Below are 21,138 nucleotides of genomic sequence, written 5' to 3' on the forward strand. Positions count from 1 at the left end.
TTCCTGGTTGAAATCGCCAGCCGTAGGCGCGTTTGCCATCTCGTCTTGCTTCCCACACTTCGCAGTCCGCTGGCAACGATAGAAGTTCCGATATCCGACAAGGCGCGCACAACAACATGGCTGCGACAGAAGAGGTGAAGATGTCGCGAGCCTCCGTCGGGCGCGACGCAAAAATCGCGGCCAGGGCCTCTAGCACCGTGTCGCTCGGCAATTTGCTAAGTTGACGCTGTCTCGCTGCAGCTCCAGTACGAACAACACTGTTCGGCCTTGCAACCGGATTCTTCCAATCCAAATGTGCCTTTGTCAGTCCTTTCTCTCTTAGAAAGGATGCGAGCAGAGCAAGCTCCCGGCCTACGGCGTAAGCGACGCCCGCGGAGTATGCTTCGCGTCCCAGTGTGACCGCATGATCCAGCACTCTGCCACTGATATCCGTGACAGACGGTGCGTTCCCCCTCATAACAAGTGCTCTTTCTACGCAGCGCAGAGCGATAATCTTGCGCACCCCAGAGCGTGGGTAGAGTCCCTCTTGATAGCGACAGTAGGCCTTAGCGAAGTCAAGGAACGGTTGCCGCATCACCAACTCTGAGCACAGCACACGTCCACGGTGCTCTATGTTTCCGAAGGTGAAACCGGTCCCTCGCCAACAGTTCTGCTCCCAATTCAGGTCGCCCCCATAGACTGCGATACTGTGGCGACAGTACTTGATGAACGCCCTCAAGTTCGCTTCGACGTTACGCGTATGCCGGGGAGCGAAGTAGATGATCTCAGCCAAGACGCCTCCGAGCACCCGACTGCCCTCTCCGAGCCTCGCACAGCCTGATGACCTGAGCCACCGCCAGCATGGTGCGATCATTGATCGCGCTTATTTGCTCATCTTCCACCAGCGCACTGATTCTTTCCTTGTCCTCCTGGAGTAGATCAAGCACCTCTCGATGAGGGCCATCCACCCACGGCTGGAAATGACGGCAGGTGTAGCAAGCAATCGGGGCCAATGCACCACAAAAACCATAGTGCCCGCATGTCCCCAAGCTGCTCCCTGTATCGGTTCGAACTCGGCTCGCAATAGTATTGCCACGAATGGCATCGCTCTCACAATCGACCAAAACTCCAGCGAACGCTTGGGCAAGTGGCGCGAGCTGCAAAGCTACGGCTGCATTGATCGCGTCTACATGCTCCGGAACGTCCTCGACGTAGACACGGGCATTCTGGATATCGCTGTGGTCTAGAAGCTCCGCGATAACCAACTCGCCGTACCCCGCTCTCGCCGCCCTCGTGGCAAAGGTTCTTCTCAATCTCGTTGGAAAAATCCTCAGTTGTCCACCAGTGCGTTCGGACATGACATTCACTGTCTGAACAATCGTCACAAGGCATTTCCTGAGCACCTCCGTCCCCAAGTGGAAGAAATCTCTTCTCATGCAACTGTTGAAATCCGCCTCAGACAAAGTGCGACTCCTCACCAACCGATGCCATCTTGGGAAAATAGGGATGAGAGCGGAAATCTCTTCATTCATCACGCAGTTTGGAAACAGCCCCTCTACCAGCCTTCTGTTTTCCTCAATTAGAAGCCTCAGCGCATCACCAATATCTGAATTGAGTGCCACAGGCTTAAATTCATCCCTCCAAAGCTGGCCTCTCTGCTTTCTTCGAGGAATTTTTATTACGTAGCTTCGCGCACCATCAGACGAATCAATGCGAAATAGATCACCCGCCTTCAAATCTCCTATTTGTTGAGGTCGACGCCCTGTTGCAAGAAAGAGAAGAACGAAAACAAACTCCGCCAAACAAATTATTTTCTTTTCGAAGGCATTAACCACGCCGGCGGCGACGCTCTCATACTCGAGATCTGACAGCGCACCTCTGAGAGAACAGCGAAGCCGCACGGCCTCACCTTTCTTGTTCCCCCGCAGCTTAATTTCATTCAAAACTGAAATTGTGTCGTCGTCGACGCCGGGATATCCCAGTCGATTCCAAGTTCTTAGTAACCCTCTTACTACCCCCAAGTGCCATTCGTGCGCCTCATCTAGAGTTGCCCGGTAGGACAAGATGTGCTCTGGCAAAACTCTCTTGAGCGGGAACACTCCGCTAGCGTGATGAGCAAACACTTTGAATCGGCCAACTATATTCGCTGTGTGTGCTGCCGAGGCAGTTACCGCGTAGTACTCAAGGACTTTGCGAAAACTGCTGCGTGCGGGCTCCTGCAGCAGCCCGAAGATGAAATCAAGGCCAACGCTGACATCTCGCGAAAGCCTCCATCGATCAACGCTAGGATCAAAGGTGTAGCCATCGCGTGAAGCCATCAAAAATTTGGCGTTCTTCGGTTTTTGAGAACTAATGCTCGCCACGCCGAACCTCTCCGCAAAGGATGTCCTCTTGCAGCTTTAGAGCCGCCTCCCTCGCCTTACCCTCGATGTGTCTCCGCATATAGGTTGCTGCTGAGCCAGACCCCTCTCTCCAACCCATAAAATAGGAACGCATTTTCTCCTCGTTCGGATCCCTGATGCGCCGAGCATCCATCAACTCTGAGAATCGATCATTAACTGTATGGCGTAGAATATGTGGCGATATAAACGCAAGATGTGCGGGGTCGGCACAACGCAAGGTCCCGAATATCTTTGCCAGCCCCTTCGCCGAAAGGGGTTGTCCACAATATGGCCCCGGCCGATGCGTAACTAGTAGAAATGCGTGGCGCTTTGCTGCTCTATAGTGACGTCGCTCGTTGAGTACATACTCAAAAATTTGCCGCGCGAGGGACTCGCTAACCGGCAGACGACGATCCAATGTCTTCGCGACAGGTTGGTTGGCACGGGGATCCGTAGGATCGCCATGGCGCCGAGCAATCACCACTTCATTGCATTGGAAATCAAAATCACTCACCTTTAAGGCCAACAGCTCCCCTGCCCGGATACCCAATTCGCCCAAAATACGAACAATCAACGCATTCCTGTTTTGAACGGTTTCAGAGAAAGGATTAATTGAAGCCGTGGGCCTGATCAGCTCTGCCAGCGCCATCTGACTTGCCGAATCCAGTCCATGACGTGCCAGCGAAGGGCAGCGACGACGAGGTTGCGGGCGACTACCAAGCAAGCACCCGATCATCTGCTCGAAGGTACGTTTGCCTGTCGACTCCGACTGTGGTGAAGACTCTAGGAGGTGGTTGCCAAGCCACCGCAAGTATTGAGCAATGTAGCTAAGCTTGATGTACTGCGTGCTCAGACCAACAGTACCGCTAGCCTTCGAGCTAACGGCGCGCACACTCTCCGTTCTTCGCGACGTCCCGGGGACCTTGGGATAAGTTGGGGGAATGACTGCAGCATGAGCGACCGAGTATTCCCGAGCATCATGTCGAAGTTGGGTCGTGACACGTAGCGACTCGATCTCGGCTCCCGTGAGGAATAGCCGAGTCAGAAAACGCTGTTCCAGATCAACATGCCTTACTTCTGCCCAAACCAGCAAGCCACGTATAGCACCCAGGGCCGCGAGCATCGTGTTCGGTGCCTTGCTTGCATTCCGTATCTGTGTTGTCACGAAAAGCGTGGCCATCGCATGGGGCACACCATCTTTCCCCAACAGCAACGGAAATCGCTCGCCATCCGCGAAAGTTACGATGCGTGTTCGTAACAGCTGGCGTGGAACCTCGCTCGCTTCGGACATTGGCTGCCCCTTGCAAACGTAACGGTTCTCTACGGTGGCAAATAAACCACCAGATTTCAAGTAAATCTGACGTAGACAAAAGTACACAAGCCCGCAGGACGCGGGCTTGTGAGTAATTTTTTACAAAAACAATAGAGGTGGAAATTAGAACGGAATATCGTCGTCCATATCCTCGAAGCCATTCGACGGTGCCGGCTGACGACGTGCACCGCCGCCCTGGCCGCCGCCTTCGCCGCCGCGCGAGTAGCCACCGGCTTGGCCTTGACCTTGGCTGCGACCACCGCCGTAACCACCGCCACCGCCGCCTTCACCGCCACGCGAGTAGCCGCCACCGCCACCCCCGCTGCCGCCGCCCTCACCACCGCGGGCGCCGAGCATCTGCATCTGGTCTGCGACGATCTCGGTGCTGTATTGCTTCTGGCCGTCCTTTTCCCATTGACGGGTCTTGAGGCGCCCTTCGATGTAGACCGACGAACCCTTCTTCAGGTATTCGCCCGCAATTTCGGCCAGACGGCCGAAGAAGGCGATGCGGTGCCACTCGGTGGCTTCCTTCATTTCGCCGCTGGCCTTGTCCTTGTAGCGGTCGGTGGTGGCCACGCGGATGTTGGTGACCGCGTCGCCGCTGGGCATGTAACGCGTTTCCGGATCGGCACCGAGATTGCCGACGATGATGACTTTGTTGACGGACGCCATGATGAGTTTCCGAAGGTAATTGAAGGGATGCCGCCGTAAAGGGCTAACGAAAAAAAGCCGACTGAAAGTGTAGCGCTGAATGCCGACCCTAGTGCCGACGCAACGCCGGCATCTGCATGGGGCTGGCGATTATAAGCCACGCAAAAGCCAGTGCGGCACAGGTCAAAAATACCGCATGCTGCCCCGCGTGCAGCAGAATCCAGCCGCCGCCCGCACCGCCCGCAAACAGGCCCAGCGCCTGCGTCGTGTTGTACACGCCCATGGCCGCGCCCTTGCGCACGCCCGGCGCGTACTTCGACACCAGCGACGGTTGCGACGCCTCCAGCACGTTGAAGCCGAGGAAGTAGACGAGCAGCGCAATCGCCAGCGCGGCGAGCGTCGGATTCACTTCGCCCAGTGCCAGCTGCGCCACCATCACCAGCGCCACGGCAGACAGCAGCACCACCTTCATCTTGCCGCGCTTCTCGGCGGCAATGATGGCCGGCACCATCAGCACGAACGACACGCCCATCACCGGCAGGTAGATCTTCCAGTGCGAATCGACGGGCAGGCCGGCGGCTTCCAGCATATGCGGCAGCACGACGAACAACGCCGTCTGCGTGGCGTGCAGGGCGAACACGCCAAAGTTCAGGCGCAGCAGTTCAGGGTTGCGCAGGACTTCTCGGAACGGCGCTTTCACATGCTCCGGCGGACGCGGCGGGTTGGGCACCACCCACAGCACCACGCCGATGGCGACGATGGCCAGCACGCCAATCGCCGTGAACATGCCCGGCATACCGACCCAGCGGAAGATGACCGGCGCACTCACGATGGCCACGGCAAACGACAGGCCGATGCTGCCGCCGATCATGGCCATGGCCTTGGTGCGATGCTCCTCGCGCGTGAGGTCGGCCACGAAGGCGATCACCGCCGACGAGATCGCGCCCGCACCCTGGATAGCCCGCCCCACCGCGATGCCCGCGACGCTGTGCGAAAACGCCGCCACCAGGCTGCCCACCGCAAAAATCACCAGCCCCGTCACGATGACGGGCTTGCGTCCGAAGCGATCCGACAGCCAGCCGTACGGGATATAGAGCACCGCCTGCGTGAGGCCGTACACGCCGATGGCGAAAGCGACGAGCTGAGTGTTGTTGCCGTCGGGCAGCGTTTTCGCGAACACCGCGAAGACCGGCATGATCATGAACAAACCCAACATGCGCAGCGCGAAGATGCCGGCCAGCGAGGCGGCCGCACGCAGCTCAAGGCCGTTCATGCGGCCGGAGGCGGAAGTCATGGATGGGGAAGCGGAAGACATGGTGCGGAAACCGCCGCGAAAACCCGGAAGAAAAGCGGCGACAAGAACACTTGAACGACTCTGCAGATTGCCCCATCTGGGAGCAGATACCAGCAAAACCGAAGTTCGGTATATTAGCAGGCTTACCCTTTTCCACCCCTCCGCCGATTGCCGCAGGCGGTCCGCACCCCGACGCCGCATTCAGCTGCACTCAGCCGCACATGGACGAAATCAAGATTCGTGGGGCCCGTACCCACAACCTGAAGAACATCAACCTCGATCTGCCGCGCAACCAGCTGATCGTGATCACCGGGCTTTCGGGGTCGGGCAAGTCGTCGCTCGCGTTCGACACGCTGTATGCGGAGGGGCAGCGGCGCTACGTGGAATCGCTGTCGGCGTATGCCCGGCAGTTTCTGCAACTGATGGAAAAGCCCGACGTCGACCTGATCGAAGGTCTGTCGCCGGCCATTTCCATCGAGCAGAAGGCCACCAGCCACAACCCGCGCTCGACGGTGGGCACCGTCACCGAAATCCACGACTACCTGCGCCTGCTGTATGCGCGCGCCGGTACGCCTTACTGCCCCGATCACGGCCAGCCGCTCGAAGCGCAAAGCGTGTCGCAAATGGTGGATGCCGTGCTGGCGCTGCCGGCCGACACCAAGCTGATGATCCTGGCGCCCGTGGTGGCCAACCGCAAGGGCGAGCACGTTGACCTGTTTGAGGCGATGCAGGCGCAGGGTTTCGTGCGCTTTCGCATCCGCTCGGGGGGCGGCACGGCGCACGAGGCCGAGGCCAAGGTCTACGAAGTCGACAACCTGCCCAAGCTCAAGAAGAACGACAAGCACTCGATCGAGGTCGTGGTCGACCGCGTGAAGGTCAACCCGGAACTCAAGCAGCGTCTGGCCGAATCGTTCGAAACCGCGCTGCGCCTGGCCGATGGCCGCGCCATCGCGCTGGAGATGGATACAGGCAAGGAGCACGGCTTCAGCTCCAAGTTCGCCTGCCCGATCTGCTCGTATTCGCTGCAGGAGCTGGAGCCGCGGCTGTTCTCGTTCAACAACCCGATGGGCGCGTGCCCGCACTGCGACGGCCTGGGCCAGATCACGTTCTTCGATCCGAAGCGCGTGGTGGCATTTCCGAATCTGTCGCTGGCCTCGGGTGCGATCAAGGGCTGGGACCGCCGCAATCAGTTCTATTTCCAGATGCTGCAGAGCCTGGCGGCGTTCTACGACGTCGACATCGATGTTGCGTTTGAAGACCTGCCGGCCGAAATCCAGCAGATCGTGCTGCACGGCTCGGGCAAGCAGCAGATTCCGTTCACATACATCAACGAGCGCGGCAAGACCACGGTGCGCGAACACGCGTTCGAGGGGATCATTCCCAACCTGGAGCGGCGCTACAAAGAGACAGACTCCATCGCCGTGCGCGAGGAGCTGGCCAAGTACCAGAACAACCAGCCCTGCCCCGAGTGCCACGGCACCCGCCTGCGCCGCGAGGCCCGCTTCGTCAAGATCGGCGAGGCCGACCAGGCGCGCGGCATCTACGAAATCAACGGCTGGCCGCTGCGCGATGCGCTCACGTATTTCCTGACGCTGAACATGCACGGCGCCAAGCGCGAGATTGCCGACAAGATCGTCAAGGAAATCACCGCGCGGCTGAACTTCCTGAACAACGTCGGGCTCGATTACCTGTCGCTGGAGCGCAGCGCCGATACGCTTTCGGGCGGCGAGGCGCAGCGCATCCGGTTGGCGTCGCAGATCGGCTCGGGGCTGACCGGCGTGATGTACGTGCTGGACGAGCCATCCATCGGCCTGCACCAACGCGACAACGATCGGCTGATCGGCACGCTCAAGCACCTGCGCGATCTCGGTAATTCGGTGCTGGTGGTGGAGCACGATGAAGACATGATCCGCGCGTCGGACTATGTGGTGGACATCGGCCCCGGCGCTGGCGTGCACGGGGGTCAGATCATCGCCGAGGGCACGCCCAAGCAGGTCGAGCAATCGCCGGCGTCGCTGACGGGCGACTACTTGTCGGGCAAGCGCCGCATCGAGGTGCCCAAGCAGCGCACAGCGCCGGACGAGGAGCGCTGGCTGCGCATCATCAACGCCAGCGGCAATAACCTGAAGAACGTGTCGGCCGATATTCCGATCGGGCTGCTGACGTGCATCACGGGCGTGTCCGGCTCGGGCAAGTCGACGCTCATCAACGACACGCTGTACCACGCGGTGGCGCGCCATCTGTATGGCTCGACGCCGGAGCCGGCAGCGCACGATCGCATCGACGGGCTCGAGCATTTCGACAAGGTCATCAACGTCGACCAATCGCCGATTGGCCGCACGCCGCGCTCGAACCCGGCCACCTACACGGGCCTGTTCACGCCGATCCGCGAGCTGTTTGCCGGCGTGCCGTCGGCCAAGGAGCGCGGGTATGACCCGGGCCGCTTCTCGTTCAACGTCAAGGGCGGCCGCTGCGAAGCATGCCAGGGCGACGGCGTGCTGAAGGTCGAGATGCACTTCCTGCCCGACGTGTACGTGCCGTGCGACGTGTGCCACGGCAAGCGCTACAACCGCGAAACGCTGGAAGTGCTCTACAAGGGCAAGAACATCACCGAAGTGCTGGAGATGACGGTGGAGCAGGCGCACGAGTTCTTTGCGCCGGTGCCGGTGGTGCGCCGCAAGCTGCAGACGCTGCTGGATGTGGGCCTGGGCTACATCCGCCTGGGGCAATCCGCGACGACGCTGTCGGGCGGTGAAGCGCAGCGCGTGAAGCTGTCGCTCGAGCTGTCGAAACGCGACACGGGCCGCACCCTGTACATCCTGGACGAGCCGACCACCGGCCTGCACTTCCACGATATCGAGCTGCTGCTGAAGGTCATCTACAAGCTGCGCGACCACGGCAATACGATCGTGATCATCGAGCACAACCTCGACGTGATCAAAACGGCGGACTGGCTGCTCGACCTGGGCCCCGAAGGCGGCGCGGGCGGCGGACAGATCATTGCCAAAGGCACGCCCGAGGATGTGGCCAAGAGCAAGGCGAGCTTTACCGGCAAGTACCTCGCGCCGCTGCTGAAGCGGAAGTAAGCGACCTCCTTTTCGGCAACAAAAAAGCGCAGCTTCGGCTGCGCTTTCTGTTGGGGCGACGCTGCCCCTCAGTGGCCGGCAGGCGCCGCCTCGGTGCCCACCTCGTCCGCATCCTTCATGCGACTGCGATTCAACGCGCCGGCCTCATCCAGGACCGGATACGCGGCTGCGCAGAACAACGAATTCAATCGCTTGAAATCGCTGATGATGTCCAGATGCAGCGAACTGGTCTCGATGCTCTCGGCCGTCTGCGCAGAGATCCGCGTCAGGTGACTGCGCGAGTAGCGTTTCTCCAGATCGCGGAAGTGCGCCTTTTCCAGCATCAGCTTCTGCGCGCTGCGCAGGTCGCCCGTGAGAAACACCGACAGCGCCAGCTTGAGGTTCGTGACCAGGCGCCCGTGCATGTCTTCCAGCTCTTCCATGCCGGCCTCGGAAAAGGCCAGCTTGTGTGCGATCTTCTTCTCGCGCACGTCCTGGAGCATGCGGTCGAGAATGTCGCCGGCGTGCTCGAGGTTGATGGTCAGCGAAATGATGTCGGCCCAGCGCTTGCCCTCGCGCGCGTCCAGCGCTTCGTGGCTCAGCTGCGTGAGATAGAGCTTGATGGCGGTGTAGAGCGCATCGACCTCGTCGTCGATCGCACGGGTGGTCTGCAGCAGGCGCACATCGTTGGTCTTGAGCACGCGCAGGGTGTTGTCGAGCATGTGTTCAACGCGATCGCCGATGCGCAGCACCTCGCGCGCCGCGTTGCCCAGCGCCAACGTTGGCGTAGCCAGCGCAGAGGGATCGAGATAGCGCGGCGCAACCAGATCGTCGATATGCGCACCGCCCGGCAGGATGCGGGCGCACAGTCGCGCCATCGCTTCGGTAAAGCCGATCAGCAGCACCGCCAGCGCGACGTTGAACACAACATGAAACGCCACGACCACGTGCTGCGGCGCCACGCCCGCGTGCGGCGCCCACGCTGCCAGTGTGTCCAGGAACGGCAGCGCCAGCGCCGCGCCCAGCATGCGCGACAGCAAGTTGCCCAGTGTTGCGCGGCGCGCGGCCTGGCTCGATGACGGTGTGGTCGCCAACGCGGCCACGGCACTGCCGATGTTTGCGCCCAGCACAATCGCAAAGGCCACCTTGACCGACACCGCGGCCGATGCCGCCAGCGTCGCGCAGAACAGCACGACGGCCAGACTCGAATAGCACAGCAGCGTGAGCACCGCGCCAATCAGCATGTTCAGACCGGTGTCTGACGAGATGGAACCCAACAGCACGCGCAGCGCATTGGCTTCCACCATCGGGCTCGACGCGATCGAGATCAGCTCCAGCGCCATCATGATCAGCCCCAGGCCGATCAGCACCCGCCCAAAGTGCCCCACCGCGCTGCCCTTGCGCGACAGATGCAGGATCACGCCAAAGAAGATCAGCAACGGCGACAGCCACGACAGGTCCAGCGCAAACACCTGCGCCATGATGGCCGTGCCCACGTTGGCGCCCAGCAAAATCGCCAGCGCCGACGACACGCCCATCAGCCCCTGCGCAACAAACGCCCCGACGATGGTGGCCGTCGCATTACTGCTCTGCACAAGGCACGTCACGCCGATGCCGGCCAGCAGCGCAGAGAACCGGTTCGAGACGCTGCGCGACAGCAGGCGACGCAAGTCCGCGCCATAGAGGCGCAACATGCCGACCTTGACGGTCTGCGTGCCCCACACCAACAGGGCGACGCCGGAAAGCAGCTTAAGCAGGGTGATCATCGATGCCGTTCTGTCTTGCTTATTTGGTCAGGGCCACGCGCAGGCCCAGCCCGATGAAAATACAGCCGCTCACCCGGTCGAGCCACAGCGACGCGCGTGGCGTGCGGCGCATCCAACCGCCCAGCGCCGCCGCGCACCAGCCGTAGATGCTGAACACGACGATGGTCTGCGCCATGAACACGCCGCCCAGCAGCAACATCTGCAGCGCTGCGTGGCCCGCCTGCGCATCAACAAACTGCGGCAGGAACACCACGAAGAACAACGTCACCTTCGGGTTGAGCAGATTGGCGAAGACGCTCTGGCGATACACGCGCCACAGGTCGGGTGCCGCCTGCGGTCCAGCAGGATTCAGGCCGACGCCGCCCTTGCTGCGCAGTGCCTGGACGCCCAGCCAGATCAGGTACGCGGCGCCCAGCCAACGAATCGCCTGGAACGCCACCGGGGACGACTGCAGCACGGCGGCCAGCCCGAGCGCCGCCAGCGTCGTATGAAAGAGGCACCCTGACGCAAAGCCAGCCGCAGCCGACAACCCGGCCTTGCGACCCTGGCTGGCACCGCGCGCGATGACCTGAAGGTTGTCCGGCCCCGGCATCACGGTGATCGCGATCGAGGTCAGCAGAAACAGCACTACGTGTGGCATCGACGTCTCCCGGTGTGCGCCGAAAATGGAAAGGCTCATGCTACTGCGCGCGGCAGTAGAACGTCATATTTTTGTCACATGAATGTATGCGGCTAGCGCATCACGCCACGTCGTTGCCGGCCGCTCAGTGACCGTCGAAGCGGCAGACCGTGAAGAGCGGCAGACCGCCTTCGATCAGCAATTGCGAGCCGCCCAGTTCGGGCAGGTCGACAATCGCGGCGCCCTCCACCACCGTCGCGCCGAGTCGCTCCAGCAGGCGCTTGCCGGCCATCATGGTGCCGCCGGTGGCGATGAGATCGTCGATCAACAAGACGCGGTCGCCGGGCTTGCAGGCATCGGCATGGATTTCCACCGTCGCGCTGCCGTATTCGAGCATGTACTCCTCGGCCACCGTGTTGAACGGCAGCTTGCCTTTCTTGCGGATCGGCACGAAGCCCAGGTTCAGCTCGTACGCCACGATCGAGCCGAGGATGAACCCGCGCGCATCGATGCCCGCCACCAGGTTCAGCCCCTGCCCCATGTAGCGATGGACGAACACGTCCACCAGCACGCGCAGGCTCTTTGGGTCCTGCAGCAGCGGCGTGATGTCGCGAAACATCACCCCGGCCTGCGGCCAATCCGGCACCGTGCGGATCCGGTCACGCAGGTAGCGCGACACATCGCCCAGTTCGGTGGACGCGGGAACGGACGACGGCGTCAGCAGCGCCGCCTGGTGATGAGGGACTTGGCTCATGGCAAAAACAGGAAAGCAGGAAACGTGGTCTGCGGTAATGGGCTACCACCCGGGCCGATTGGCGCCAAACCACAATGGGGAAACCGCAACCATACAGGAGACACGGCGATGGCAAAGAAAATTCTGATGCTGGTTGGCGACTACGTCGAGGACTACGAGGTCATGGTGCCTTTCCAGGCGCTGCTGATGGTCGGCCACACGGTGCACGCTGTCTGCCCGGACAAGCGCGCCGGCGATTCCGTGGCGACCGCCGTCCACGATTTCGAAGACGCACAGACGTACTCCGAAAAACCCGGCCATCGCTTCACCCTCAACGCCACGTTTGCCGACGTCGACCCGGCCACGTACGACGCACTCGTCGTGCCCGGGGGTCGGGCGCCCGAATACCTGCGGCTGACTGCCCGCGTGCTGGAGGTCGTGCGTCACTTCTTCCAGGCGGACAAGCCCGTCGCCGCGATCTGCCACGGTGCCCAGTTGCTGTCGGCGGCGGGCGTGCTGGAAGGCAAGACGTGTTCCGCCTATCCGGCATGTGGCCCGGAAGTCACGGCCGCAGGCGGCACGTTCAAGGACATCCCCGTCGACCAGGCGCACACCGACGGCAAGCTCGTCACGGCGCCCGCGTGGCCGGCACATCCGGCCTGGTTGGCGCAGTTTCTTGAAGTCCTGGGCACGCGGGTTCTACACTGACTCGGTTGCCCGCACGCCGGGCACTCCAGGAGCCCGGCCATGTGCGAAATCTTCATCCGCGCCAATCCCCATTCGTACGACAGCCTCGCGCGCTCGCTCCGCCTGCACGGCGTGGCGACCAGCGTGCGGCTGGAATGCCTGTTCTGGGAGGTGCTCGAAGAGATCGGCCAGCGCGACGGCCTGACGGTCAACCAGCTCATCAGCAAACTCTATGACGAGCTGTTGGAGCGACGCGGCGAGGTGGCGAATTTCGCGTCGTTCCTGCGCGTCTGCTGCCTGCGCTATCTGATGCTGCAGCAGGACGGGCGCATTCCCGCCGATACACGGGTGTCGATCAGTTCGCTCGACGCCGCAGCGGTGCTCGATGGCCTGCCGCCCAACTTGGCCGATACCCCGCCGCCGCGCCGCTCGCGGGGGCCGCTGCTCGAAGCGCTCGTCAAGTAAGCCCGCGCATCAACGCGGCGAGAGCCGCTCCTCCGCCATCTGCAGCCCCTCGGGCGTGCCGCGCAGCACGACGATATCGCCCAGTTCCAGCACGGTGTCCGGATCGGGATCGAGCGCACGAATACCCTGGCGCCGGATCGCCGTGACCGACGTCTTGAAGGTCTCCAGCCCCATCGTCCCGAGCTTGTGGCCGATGGCGGGCGACCCCTTGGCCAGCGGCACCGAATGCAGACGCACGGCGTCGCGCTCGAGCATGTCTTCCTCGTCATCCTGGCCGTGGAAGTAGCCGCGCAGCAGGCTGTAGCGCGCGTCGCGCATTTCCTGCGCACGGCGCACCACGCGGCGCAAGGGCACGCCCAGCAGCACCAGCGCGTGCGAGGCCAACATCAGGCTCCCTTCGATGATCTCGGGGACGACCTCCGTGGCGCCGGCTTGCTGCAGGCGGTCGAGGTCCGCATCGTCGATGGTGCGCACGATCACGGGCAGGGTCGGCTCCAGGGCCTGCACGTGGTGCAGCACCTTCAATGCAGACGCCGTGTCGGCGTAGGTAATGGCGACCGCCGCTGCGCGGTGGATACCGGCGGCCACCAGCGACTCGCGCCGCGCCGCATCGCCATAGACGACATGCTCGCCCGCGGCTGCGGCCTCGCGCACGCGGTCGGGGTCCAGATCCAGCGCGACGTAGCCGATGCCTTCCTGCTCCACCATGTGCGCCAGGTTCTGGCCGCTTCGCCCGTAGCCGCAGATGATGACGTGGCGCTCGGTGGCGATGCTCTGCGCGGCGATCTTGGTCATGGCCAGCGACTGCATCAGCCAATCCGTGCGCGACAGCCGCATCGCGATCACATCGCTGTACTGGATCAGGAACGGCGCCAGCAGCATCGACAGCAGCATCGCCGCCAGGATCGCCTGGCCGAGCAGCGGGTCGATGAGCTTCATGCCGTCAATCTGGTTGAGCAGCACGAAGCCGAACTCACCGGCCTGCGCCAGCCCCAGGGCCGTACGGATCGCCGCACCGCCACCGGAACCGAAGGCCCGCGCCAGCAGCGCAATCAGCACGAACTTGAACAGCACCGGCGCCATGACCAGGCCCAGCACCAGCGCCCAATGCTCGAAGACCACGCGCGGGTCCAGCAGCATGCCGACCGTCACGAAGAACAGCCCCAGCAGCACGTCGCGGAAGGGCTTGATGTCTTCTTCCACCTGCAGCTTGTACGGTGTTTCCGACACCAGCATGCCCGCCAGGAACGCGCCCAGCGCCATCGACAGGCCCAGCCGCTCCGTCAGCGCGGCCATGCCCAGCGTGACCAGCAGCAGGTTCAGCATGAAGAGTTCTTGCGAGCGCCGTGCCGCCACCAGGTGGAACCAGCGCGACAAGAGCTTCTGCCCCAGGAACAGGATCAGCACCAGCGCAACGGTGATCTTCAGGGCTGCCACCGAAAGCGCCAGCGCTAGGTCGGTCGGGTTCTTGCCCAGCGACGGGATGACGATCAGCAGCAGCACCACCGCCAGATCCTGGAACAACAGCACGCTGATGATGTTGCGGCCGTGCTCGGTTTCCAGCTGCAAGCGCTCGGCCAGCATCTTCGAGACGATGGCCGTGGACGACATCGCCAACGCGCCGCCCAGCGCCAGCCCGGCCTGCCACGACAGCGGATACCAGTGCGACAGCAGCATCGACACAGGAATCGTCAGCAGCATGGTCAGCACCACCTGTGACGCCCCGAGCCCCAGCACCAGCCGTCGCATCGAACGAAGCTTGGAGAGGTTGAACTCCAGCCCGATCGAAAACATCAGGAACACCACCCCGAACTCGGCCAGATAGCGCGTCTGGGCAGAATCGGACTCCAGCCCCGTCGCCTTCGGCCCAATGAGCACGCCCACCACGAGGTAGGCCAGCATCGGCGGCAATTGCAGCATGCGGAACAGCACCACGCCGATGACGGCAGCGGCCAACAACACAAGGGTGAGTTCCAGCGGCGAATGCATGCGACGCGAAAAACCGATCGAAAGGGGTTGGACAGGAGGGCCAGCACCCGCGCATCAGGACGGTGCGTGCACAAACGAGCACGCAGGCGCTGCAAGACCGATGCCAGGGTATAAACGAAGAACGCGATACGCGAGACGCCGCACAGCAAAAAATGACGGCGTGGCGACGGGAAGAAAAGTGATTTGAAAGCCGATTGCCGCGGCGCAGCAAAACGGAGCGCCCGCTCCGCCACTCCCCGCAAGTCAAGCCCCGACGCGCCACCCGCGGCCGAGAACAGTGTCAATCGTTGTTATACTTCGCCGCCATGATAGCGAATTTCAATCCGGATCGAGCACTTGCGCTGGCGCAGCAAACCTTCGACATCGAAGCGCAAGCCGTCCTCGGTCTCAAAACCCAGGTGTCCGCCGACTTTGCGCGTGCGGTCGAAATGGTGCTCGGCTGCACCGGGCGCGTCGTCGTGTCCGGCATGGGCAAATCGGGCCATGTGGCGCGCAAGATTGCCGCGACGCTCGCCTCGACCGGCACGCCGGCGTTCTTCGTGCACCCCGCCGAAGCCAGCCATGGCGACCTCGGCATGGTCACGCGCGACGACGTTTTCATCGGCTTTTCCAATTCCGGCGAAGTCTCGGAGCTGAACGTCATCCTGCCGCTCGTCAAGCGGCTCGGCGCCAAGCTGATCGCCGTCACGGGCAACCCGGAGTCCTCGCTCGGCAAGCACGCCGACGTGGTGCTCAACTCCCACGTCGATGTCGAAGCCTGCCCGCTGAACCTTGCGCCCACCGCCAGCACCACCGCGCAGATTGCGCTGGGCGATGCGCTGGCCGTGGCCGTGCTCGACGCGCGTGGCTTCGGTGCCGAAGATTTCGCCCGCTCGCATCCGGGTGGATCGCTCGGCCGCAAGCTGCTGACGCACGTGCGTGACGTCATGCGCGCCGGCGACGCCATCCCGCGCGTGAATGAAGACACGCCGCTGTCGCAAGCGCTGATGGAAATCACCCGCAAGGGCATGGCGATGACCGCCGTGGTCGATGCCGATGGCCATGCCGTGGGCGTGTTCACTGACGGCGACCTGCGCCGCCTGCTCGAAACCCCGCGCGACTGGCGCACGGTGCCCATCCACGAGGTCATGCACCGCAACCCGCGCTCGGTCGGTCCCGACCAGCTCGCCGTTGAAGCCGTCGAAGTCATGGAAACGCACCGGATCAACCAGTTGCTGGTGGTGGATGCCGCCGGCCTGCTGGTGGGCGCGCTGCACATCCACGACCTGACGCGGGCCAAGGTCATCTGACCGCCCACGCCGCTGATGATCACTCCGGCCCTGTTTCCCGCCGACAGCGTCCACAGCAACATCGACGCACGCTTTCCGCAGGCAATGGAACGCGCCGCGCGCGTGCGCCTGATGGTGTTCGACGTCGATGGCGTGCTGACCGACGGCCGCCTGCTCGTGGGGCCCGAGGGAGAAATCAGCAAGGCATTCGACACGCTCGACGGCCACGGCATCAAGCTGCTGGCACAGGCCGGTGTCACGTCGGCCATCATTACCGGGCGGCAATCCGAAATCGTCGCCTGGCGCGCCGGGGAACTCGGCATCGAACATCTGTACCAAGGCGTAGCCGACAAGCGCGAGGCGTTTGCCCACCTGCTGGCCGCCACGCAACTTCAAGCGGCCGACGCCGGCTACATGGGCGACGACTGGCCCGACCTGCCGGTGATGACGATGGTGGGCTTTGCCGCCTGCCCCGCTCAGGCCCATGTCGAACTGCGCGGCCGCGCTCACTATGTCGCGCAAGCCACGGGCGGACGCGGCGCCGTGCGCGAGGTGGCCGACCTGATCCTCAAGGCACAAGGCGCCTACGACGCCCTGCTCGCGCAACTGCTGCACGCCCCGCAACCTTCCTGACTCCATGGCCAGCGAACGCTCCCAACGCCTCGTCTCCTCCGTGCTGCAGATCATGCTGCGCGGGCTGCCGATCCTGCTGATGGCGATCGTCTGCGGCGTCACGTTCCTGCTCGTGCAGGTCAACACACCGCAAACCGACGAAGCCGCCACGCAACCCAAGCGCCACATCCCCGACTACACCATGGACGGCATCTCGGCCACGGCGCTCGACGAGACCGGCACGACCAAATACCGCTTTACCGGCGTCCACATGAATCACTATGAGGACGACCTGACCTACGACGTCACCTATCCGGCGCTGCGCGTCTATGCGCCCGATCGGCCGCAGGTCACCGCCCGCGCGGATCTCGGCAAGATGAACGGCGACGGCTCCATCATCGATCTGTACAACAACGCCAAGGTCATCCGCGCACAAGGGCCCGACGCCCGCCAGGACCCACTGATGACGGCCGACTCGACCTACTTCCAGGTGCTGCTCAACGACGACATCGTGCGCACCGACAAGCCGGTCGAGCTGCATCGCGGGCCGTCGATCATGAACGCCAACGGCCTCATCTTCAACAACGTGACGCGCCAAGTACAATTGCTGGGCAACGTGCGCGGCCGAATCGAAGGGCTGGGGGCGCCGAAGCAGTAAACTCTGCCCCCGACACCTGACAACGCCCACCGACCGCGCCCTTCTCCGACGTGATCCCCATGACTGATTCCCTCCGTGCTGCCGGCCTCGCCATCGCCGCTGCGCTGCTGCTTCCGGCCCTGCCCGCGCACGCCGAGCGCGCCGATCGCGACAAGCCGCTCGTGCTCGAAGCCGACAACGCCAGCTACGACGATCTGAAGCAGGTCTATCACCTGACCGGCAACGTGGTGCTGACCAAGGGCACCATGGTGCTGCGCTCCGACCAGGCCGATCTGCGGACCGACCCCGAGGGCTACAACTACGCCGTCGCCACCTCCAAGCCCGGCAATCTCGCCTTCATTCGCCAGAAGCGCGACAACGTCGACGAGTACATTCAGGGTTGGGGCGAGCGCATCGAATACGACGGCAAGCAAGAGATTTCCAAGCTGATCACCCGTGCCCGCATGGAGCGCCTGCAAGGCGCGACGCAGCTCGACGAGATCCGCGGCGCGGTCATCACATACGACGGCCAGAAGGAGTTCTACACGGCCTCGGGCGGCGCTGAAAACGCCACCGCCGCCAACCCGTCGGGCCGCGTGCGCGCCGTTCTCGCGCCGCGCACGAGCACGCCTGCCGCGCCGGCACCTGCCCCAGCCGCCAAGCCCTGATCCGTATCGCCTGTCTTTTCTGCTTCGCTTATGTCCGCCACCACTCTCGCCCCGAAAACTGCAGCGCCGCAGGCCACGACTTCCAGCACGCTGGTCGTCCGCCATCTGAAGAAGCGCTACGGCACGCGCACGGTGGTCAAGGACGTATCGCTCGACGTGAAAAGCGGCGAAGTGGTGGGTCTGCTTGGCCCCAACGGCGCGGGTAAGACGACCTCGTTCTACATGATCGTCGGCCTGGTGGCGCTGGACGCCGGCGACATCGTGCTCGACGGCGAGCACATCAGCCGCCTGCCGATCCATCAGCGGGCGCGCATGGGCCTGTCGTATTTGCCGCAGGAAGCGTCGGTGTTCCGCAAGCTCAACGTGCAGGAAAACATCCGCGCGGTGCTCGAGCTGCAGGAGCAGAACGGCAAGAAGCTGTCGCAAGACGAAGTCAATCGCCGCCTCGACGGCTTGCTCGACGACTTGCAGATCGCTCACCTGCGCGACAACCCGGCGCTGTCGCTCTCGGGCGGTGAGCGTCGCCGCGTGGAAATCGCGCGCGCACTCGCCTCGTCGCCGCGTTTCATCCTGCTCGATGAACCGTTTGCCGGCGTCGACCCGATCGCGGTCGGTGAAATCCAACGCATCGTCAGCTTCCTGAAAGACCGCAACATCGGCGTGCTGATCACCGATCACAACGTGCGCGAAACGCTGGGCATCTGCGATCACGCCTACATCATCAGCGAAGGCACCGTGCTCGCCGCGGGCATGCCGGAGCAGATCATCGAAAACGAGGATGTACGCAAGGTCTATCTGGGCGATAACTTCCGGATGTAAGCCGCGCTGCACGCTTACGCCTTAAGGACGTGGCAAAGCCGCACCTTAAAGCAAAATCCGTTCCATCGGCGAAGTGTTGGGCATAGAATAGCCCGCATGAAACAGTCGCTCCAGCTCCGCCTCTCTCAGCACCTCGCGCTCACGCCGCAGTTGCAGCAATCAATTCGATTGCTGCAACTGTCGACCATTGAACTGCAGCAGGAAGTTGAGCAAGCCCTGACCGAAAACCCGCTGCTGGAGCGGGAAAACGAGTGGCTCGACACTTCCGCGCGCATTGGCGCAGACGGCTCCGTGAGCGCGCTGCAAAGCAACAGCGCCACACCCCTGCCCACAGAATCGCCTTCGCCTGCACCCAACGGTGGCGACAACAGCGACAGCGCCGACAACAGCTACGAGAACGGCCACGACAGCGGCGCCGATTTCGACAGCGATTACGGCTCCGACCGCTCCGACTGGAGCCTAGACGACTTCGCCCGCAAGCCGCAATCCGACGAAGACGATCGCGCGCCACTGCAATTGCGCGAAGCCGAGCAAAGCCTGCGCGAATTCCTCATGGAACAACTCGCGCCGCTCAAGCTCTCGATGCGCGACAAGGGTCTCGTCATCTTCCTGATCGAGTCGCTCGACGACGAAGGTTATCTTTCGGGCACGCTCGACGAAATCCTCGCAGATCTGCCGGCCGAACTCGAAGTCGAACTTGACGAACTGCAAGCCGCGCTGCGCATGCTGCAGAGCTTTGATCCGCCCGGCATCGGCGCACGCTCGGCGGCCGAATGCCTGTCATTGCAACTGCATCGGCTCGACTCGCCCGCGAAAGCGCTGGCACTCATCATCGTCAATCAGCATCTTGAACTGCTTGCCGCGCGCGATTACACGCGCCTGAAGAAGGCACTCTCGGTCGATGAGCCTGCACTCAAAGCCGCGCATGAGCTGATTCGTTCACTGGCGCCGTTTCCGGGTCACGCGTTCGGTCGCGCCGAAGCGGACTTCGTGGTGCCCGACGTGGTCGTGCGCAAGACAAGCGCAGGCTGGATGGCGCAGCTGAACCCCGACGTCATGCCGCGACTGCGCATCAACGACATGTACGCGCAAATCCTGCGCAGCAGTCGCGGTGAATCAGGCGCCGCCAATCTGCAGCAGAAGCTGCAGGAAGCACGTTGGCTGATCAAGAACATTCAGCAGCGCTTCGATACGATCCTGCGTGTCTCGCAAGCGATTGTCGAGCGTCAAAAGAGCTTCTTCACGCACGGCGAAATCGCCATGCGCCCCTTGGTTTTGCGGGAAATAGCCGATACACTGGGTCTACACGAGTCCACGATCTCCCGTGTGACAACGAACAAATACATGGCGACCCCGATGGGGACGTTCGAGTTGAAGTACTTCTTCGGCAGCCATGTATCGACGGAAACCGGCGGGGCCGCGTCATCTACCGCGATACGCGCGCTCATCAAGCAACTTGTAGGAGCCGAAGACCCGAAGAATCCTCTGTCCGATAGCAGAATTGCCGAACTGTTAGGCGAACAAGGATTCGTGGTGGCCCGTCGGACGGTGGCCAAATACCGCGAAGCCCTCAAGATCCCTGCAGTGAATTTGCGCAAGTCTTTATAGCCGCATCGCGGGCAGTTCCGGTGCGGCTCATCTTGAGAAGGAGAACCGCTATGAACTTCAAACTCAGTGGACACCACCTGGACATCACGCCTGCTTTGCGTGAGTACGTGGAAACGAAACTGGAGCGTGTGATCAGGCACTTCGATCAGGTGATTGGCGTCAGCGTGTTGCTATCGGTCGATAACCACAAGGAGAAGGATCGGCGTCAGTACGCGGAAATCAACCTGCACCTCAAAGGTAAGGACGTCTTCGTCGAATCACACCATGAAGATCTTTATGCGGCCATTGACCTACTCGTCGACAAACTGGACAGGCAAGTGATCAAGTACAAGGACCGCGTGCAAGGGCACGATCGCGACAGCATGAAGCACCAAGCCTTCCAGGCCGTGCAGATGCAGCAATAGCAGGACGGCACCGCAAAAACCGCGCCCCGAGTTGGCGCGGTTTTTTTATGCCGTGGTGCATTCGTGACGAATCCGATTGCAACGGATTTAAGTCGGGCTAAAATCTGACGAAAGTATGAATGCTGGCGTGGCGCGGCTTTTGGCGCGATGCTGGCAAAAACAGGGTCGATGCCGGGCGCAC

Annotated in this window: 18 protein-coding genes; 10 read left to right on the forward strand and 8 right to left on the reverse strand. The window is 62.4% G+C overall.

The features are described from left to right. Nucleotides 1-764 precede the first annotated feature (764 nt). From N511_RS24715 to N511_RS0105000, 4 genes are all read right to left on the reverse strand, one after another. The gene (locus N511_RS24715) at nt 765-2,342 is read right to left on the reverse strand and encodes a site-specific integrase (RefSeq protein WP_081785315.1); all 1,578 of its coding nucleotides are present in this window, start codon (nt 2,340-2,342) and stop codon (nt 765-767) included. Next, nucleotides 2,329-3,651, reverse strand: coding sequence for a site-specific integrase (locus N511_RS24720; RefSeq protein WP_081785316.1), 1,323 nt, complete (start codon nt 3,649-3,651; stop codon nt 2,329-2,331). Before N511_RS24720 ends, N511_RS24715 begins: the two co-directional genes overlap by 14 nt. A 144-nt stretch (nt 3,652-3,795) precedes the next feature. Then, complete coding sequence (locus N511_RS0104995) at nt 3,796-4,344, reverse strand: single-stranded DNA-binding protein (protein ID WP_027678289.1); 549 nt, start codon at nt 4,342-4,344, stop codon at nt 3,796-3,798. Between the two features lie 88 nt (nt 4,345-4,432). Further along, the gene (locus tag N511_RS0105000) at nt 4,433-5,596 is read right to left on the reverse strand and encodes an MFS transporter (RefSeq protein ID WP_027678290.1); all 1,164 of its coding nucleotides are present in this window, start codon (nt 5,594-5,596) and stop codon (nt 4,433-4,435) included. 242 nt (nt 5,597-5,838) lie between these two features. Between N511_RS0105000 and uvrA the strand changes: the two genes are divergently transcribed. Further along, a complete protein-coding gene (gene uvrA, locus N511_RS0105005) occupies nt 5,839-8,703 on the forward strand; it encodes an excinuclease ABC subunit UvrA (protein WP_027678291.1) in 2,865 nt (954 codons plus the stop codon). 68 nt (nt 8,704-8,771) lie between these two features. Here uvrA and N511_RS0105010 read toward each other — a convergent pair whose 3' ends face one another. The 3 genes from N511_RS0105010 to N511_RS0105020 form a co-directional block, all read right to left on the reverse strand. Then, nucleotides 8,772-10,448 carry a Na/Pi cotransporter family protein gene (locus tag N511_RS0105010; RefSeq protein WP_027678292.1) on the reverse strand — a complete coding sequence of 559 codons (1,677 nt, stop codon included), beginning with the start codon at nt 10,446-10,448 and terminating at the stop codon, nt 8,772-8,774. A gap of 19 nt (nt 10,449-10,467) precedes the next feature. Continuing rightward, nucleotides 10,468-11,088, reverse strand: coding sequence for a LysE family translocator (locus N511_RS0105015; RefSeq protein WP_027678293.1), 621 nt, complete (start codon nt 11,086-11,088; stop codon nt 10,468-10,470). A 124-nt stretch (nt 11,089-11,212) separates the two neighbouring features. Next, nucleotides 11,213-11,821: an adenine phosphoribosyltransferase gene (locus N511_RS0105020; protein WP_051530827.1), complete on the reverse strand. Its 609-nt coding sequence runs from the start codon at nt 11,819-11,821 to the stop codon at nt 11,213-11,215. 108 nt (nt 11,822-11,929) lie between these two features. Between N511_RS0105020 and N511_RS0105025 the strand changes: the two genes are divergently transcribed. Then, nucleotides 11,930-12,508, forward strand: a complete 579-nt coding sequence (locus N511_RS0105025) for a DJ-1/PfpI family protein (protein ID WP_027678295.1) — start codon at nt 11,930-11,932, stop codon at nt 12,506-12,508. Between the two features lie 39 nt (nt 12,509-12,547). After that, nucleotides 12,548-12,952, forward strand: coding sequence for a ribbon-helix-helix domain-containing protein (locus N511_RS0105030; RefSeq protein ID WP_027678296.1), 405 nt, complete (start codon nt 12,548-12,550; stop codon nt 12,950-12,952). Nucleotides 12,953-12,961: 9 nt separating this feature from the next. Here N511_RS0105030 and N511_RS0105035 read toward each other — a convergent pair whose 3' ends face one another. Beyond that, on the reverse strand, nt 12,962-14,941 hold the full coding sequence (locus N511_RS0105035; protein ID WP_027678297.1) for a monovalent cation:proton antiporter family protein: 1,980 nt from the start codon (nt 14,939-14,941) through the stop codon (nt 12,962-12,964). A 305-nt stretch (nt 14,942-15,246) separates the two neighbouring features. Here N511_RS0105035 and N511_RS0105040 point away from each other — a divergent pair, with 305 nt between their 5' ends. The 7 genes from N511_RS0105040 to hpf all read left to right on the forward strand — a co-directional run bounded on the left by N511_RS0105040 (nt 15,247) and on the right by hpf (nt 20,957). Beyond that, nucleotides 15,247-16,230 carry a KpsF/GutQ family sugar-phosphate isomerase gene (locus N511_RS0105040; protein WP_027678298.1) on the forward strand — a complete coding sequence of 328 codons (984 nt, stop codon included), beginning with the start codon at nt 15,247-15,249 and terminating at the stop codon, nt 16,228-16,230. A gap of 15 nt (nt 16,231-16,245) precedes the next feature. Beyond that, nucleotides 16,246-16,842, forward strand: coding sequence for a KdsC family phosphatase (locus N511_RS0105045; protein WP_027678299.1), 597 nt, complete (start codon nt 16,246-16,248; stop codon nt 16,840-16,842). A gap of 4 nt (nt 16,843-16,846) precedes the next feature. Further along, a complete protein-coding gene (lptC, locus tag N511_RS0105050) occupies nt 16,847-17,479 on the forward strand; it encodes an LPS export ABC transporter periplasmic protein LptC (protein ID WP_027678300.1) in 633 nt (210 codons plus the stop codon). A gap of 59 nt (nt 17,480-17,538) precedes the next feature. Beyond that, nucleotides 17,539-18,126, forward strand: a complete 588-nt coding sequence (gene lptA / locus N511_RS0105055) for a lipopolysaccharide transport periplasmic protein LptA (protein ID WP_027678301.1) — start codon at nt 17,539-17,541, stop codon at nt 18,124-18,126. A gap of 30 nt (nt 18,127-18,156) precedes the next feature. Continuing rightward, entirely contained in the window at nt 18,157-18,945 is a 789-nt protein-coding gene (lptB, locus tag N511_RS0105060; protein ID WP_004633384.1) for an LPS export ABC transporter ATP-binding protein, read from the forward strand. Between the two features lie 96 nt (nt 18,946-19,041). Then, entirely contained in the window at nt 19,042-20,553 is a 1,512-nt protein-coding gene (locus N511_RS0105065; protein ID WP_027678302.1) for an RNA polymerase factor sigma-54, read from the forward strand. Between the two features lie 50 nt (nt 20,554-20,603). Next, nucleotides 20,604-20,957 (forward strand): ribosome hibernation-promoting factor, HPF/YfiA family, encoded by a 354-nt coding sequence (gene hpf / locus N511_RS0105070; protein WP_004633388.1) that lies wholly within the window; start codon nt 20,604-20,606, stop codon nt 20,955-20,957. Nucleotides 20,958-21,138 lie beyond the last annotated feature (181 nt).

Origin of the sequence: Ralstonia sp. UNC404CL21Col (assembly GCF_000620465.1) — a bacterium.
GTDB lineage: Bacteria > Pseudomonadota > Gammaproteobacteria > Burkholderiales > Burkholderiaceae > Ralstonia > Ralstonia flatus.

Bases quoted from the DNA above. Each gene is read 5' to 3' on its own strand.
- N511_RS0105040 (WP_027678298.1), top strand. From the start codon at position 15,247: ATGATAGCGAATTTCAATCCGGATCGAGCACTTGCGCTGGCGCAGCAA.
- N511_RS0105010 (WP_027678292.1), bottom strand. From the start codon at position 10,448: ATGATCACCCTGCTTAAGCTGCTTTCCGGCGTCGCCCTGTTGGTGTGG.
- lptA (WP_027678301.1), top strand. From the start codon at position 17,539: ATGACTGATTCCCTCCGTGCTGCCGGCCTCGCCATCGCCGCTGCGCTG.
- N511_RS0104995 (WP_027678289.1), bottom strand. From the start codon at position 4,344: ATGGCGTCCGTCAACAAAGTCATCATCGTCGGCAATCTCGGTGCCGAT.
- N511_RS0105015 (WP_027678293.1), bottom strand. From the start codon at position 11,088: ATGCCACACGTAGTGCTGTTTCTGCTGACCTCGATCGCGATCACCGTG.
- hpf (WP_004633388.1), top strand. From the start codon at position 20,604: ATGAACTTCAAACTCAGTGGACACCACCTGGACATCACGCCTGCTTTG.
- lptB (WP_004633384.1), top strand. From the start codon at position 18,157: ATGTCCGCCACCACTCTCGCCCCGAAAACTGCAGCGCCGCAGGCCACG.
- N511_RS0105020 (WP_051530827.1), bottom strand. From the start codon at position 11,821: ATGAGCCAAGTCCCTCATCACCAGGCGGCGCTGCTGACGCCGTCGTCC.
- N511_RS0105065 (WP_027678302.1), top strand. From the start codon at position 19,042: ATGAAACAGTCGCTCCAGCTCCGCCTCTCTCAGCACCTCGCGCTCACG.
- N511_RS0105035 (WP_027678297.1), bottom strand. From the start codon at position 14,941: ATGCATTCGCCGCTGGAACTCACCCTTGTGTTGTTGGCCGCTGCCGTC.
- N511_RS0105030 (WP_027678296.1), top strand. From the start codon at position 12,548: ATGTGCGAAATCTTCATCCGCGCCAATCCCCATTCGTACGACAGCCTC.
- lptC (WP_027678300.1), top strand. From the start codon at position 16,847: ATGGCCAGCGAACGCTCCCAACGCCTCGTCTCCTCCGTGCTGCAGATC.
- uvrA (WP_027678291.1), top strand. From the start codon at position 5,839: ATGGACGAAATCAAGATTCGTGGGGCCCGTACCCACAACCTGAAGAAC.
- N511_RS0105025 (WP_027678295.1), top strand. From the start codon at position 11,930: ATGGCAAAGAAAATTCTGATGCTGGTTGGCGACTACGTCGAGGACTAC.
- N511_RS0105045 (WP_027678299.1), top strand. From the start codon at position 16,246: ATGATCACTCCGGCCCTGTTTCCCGCCGACAGCGTCCACAGCAACATC.
- N511_RS24720 (WP_081785316.1), bottom strand. From the start codon at position 3,651: ATGTCCGAAGCGAGCGAGGTTCCACGCCAGCTGTTACGAACACGCATC.
- N511_RS0105000 (WP_027678290.1), bottom strand. From the start codon at position 5,596: ATGAACGGCCTTGAGCTGCGTGCGGCCGCCTCGCTGGCCGGCATCTTC.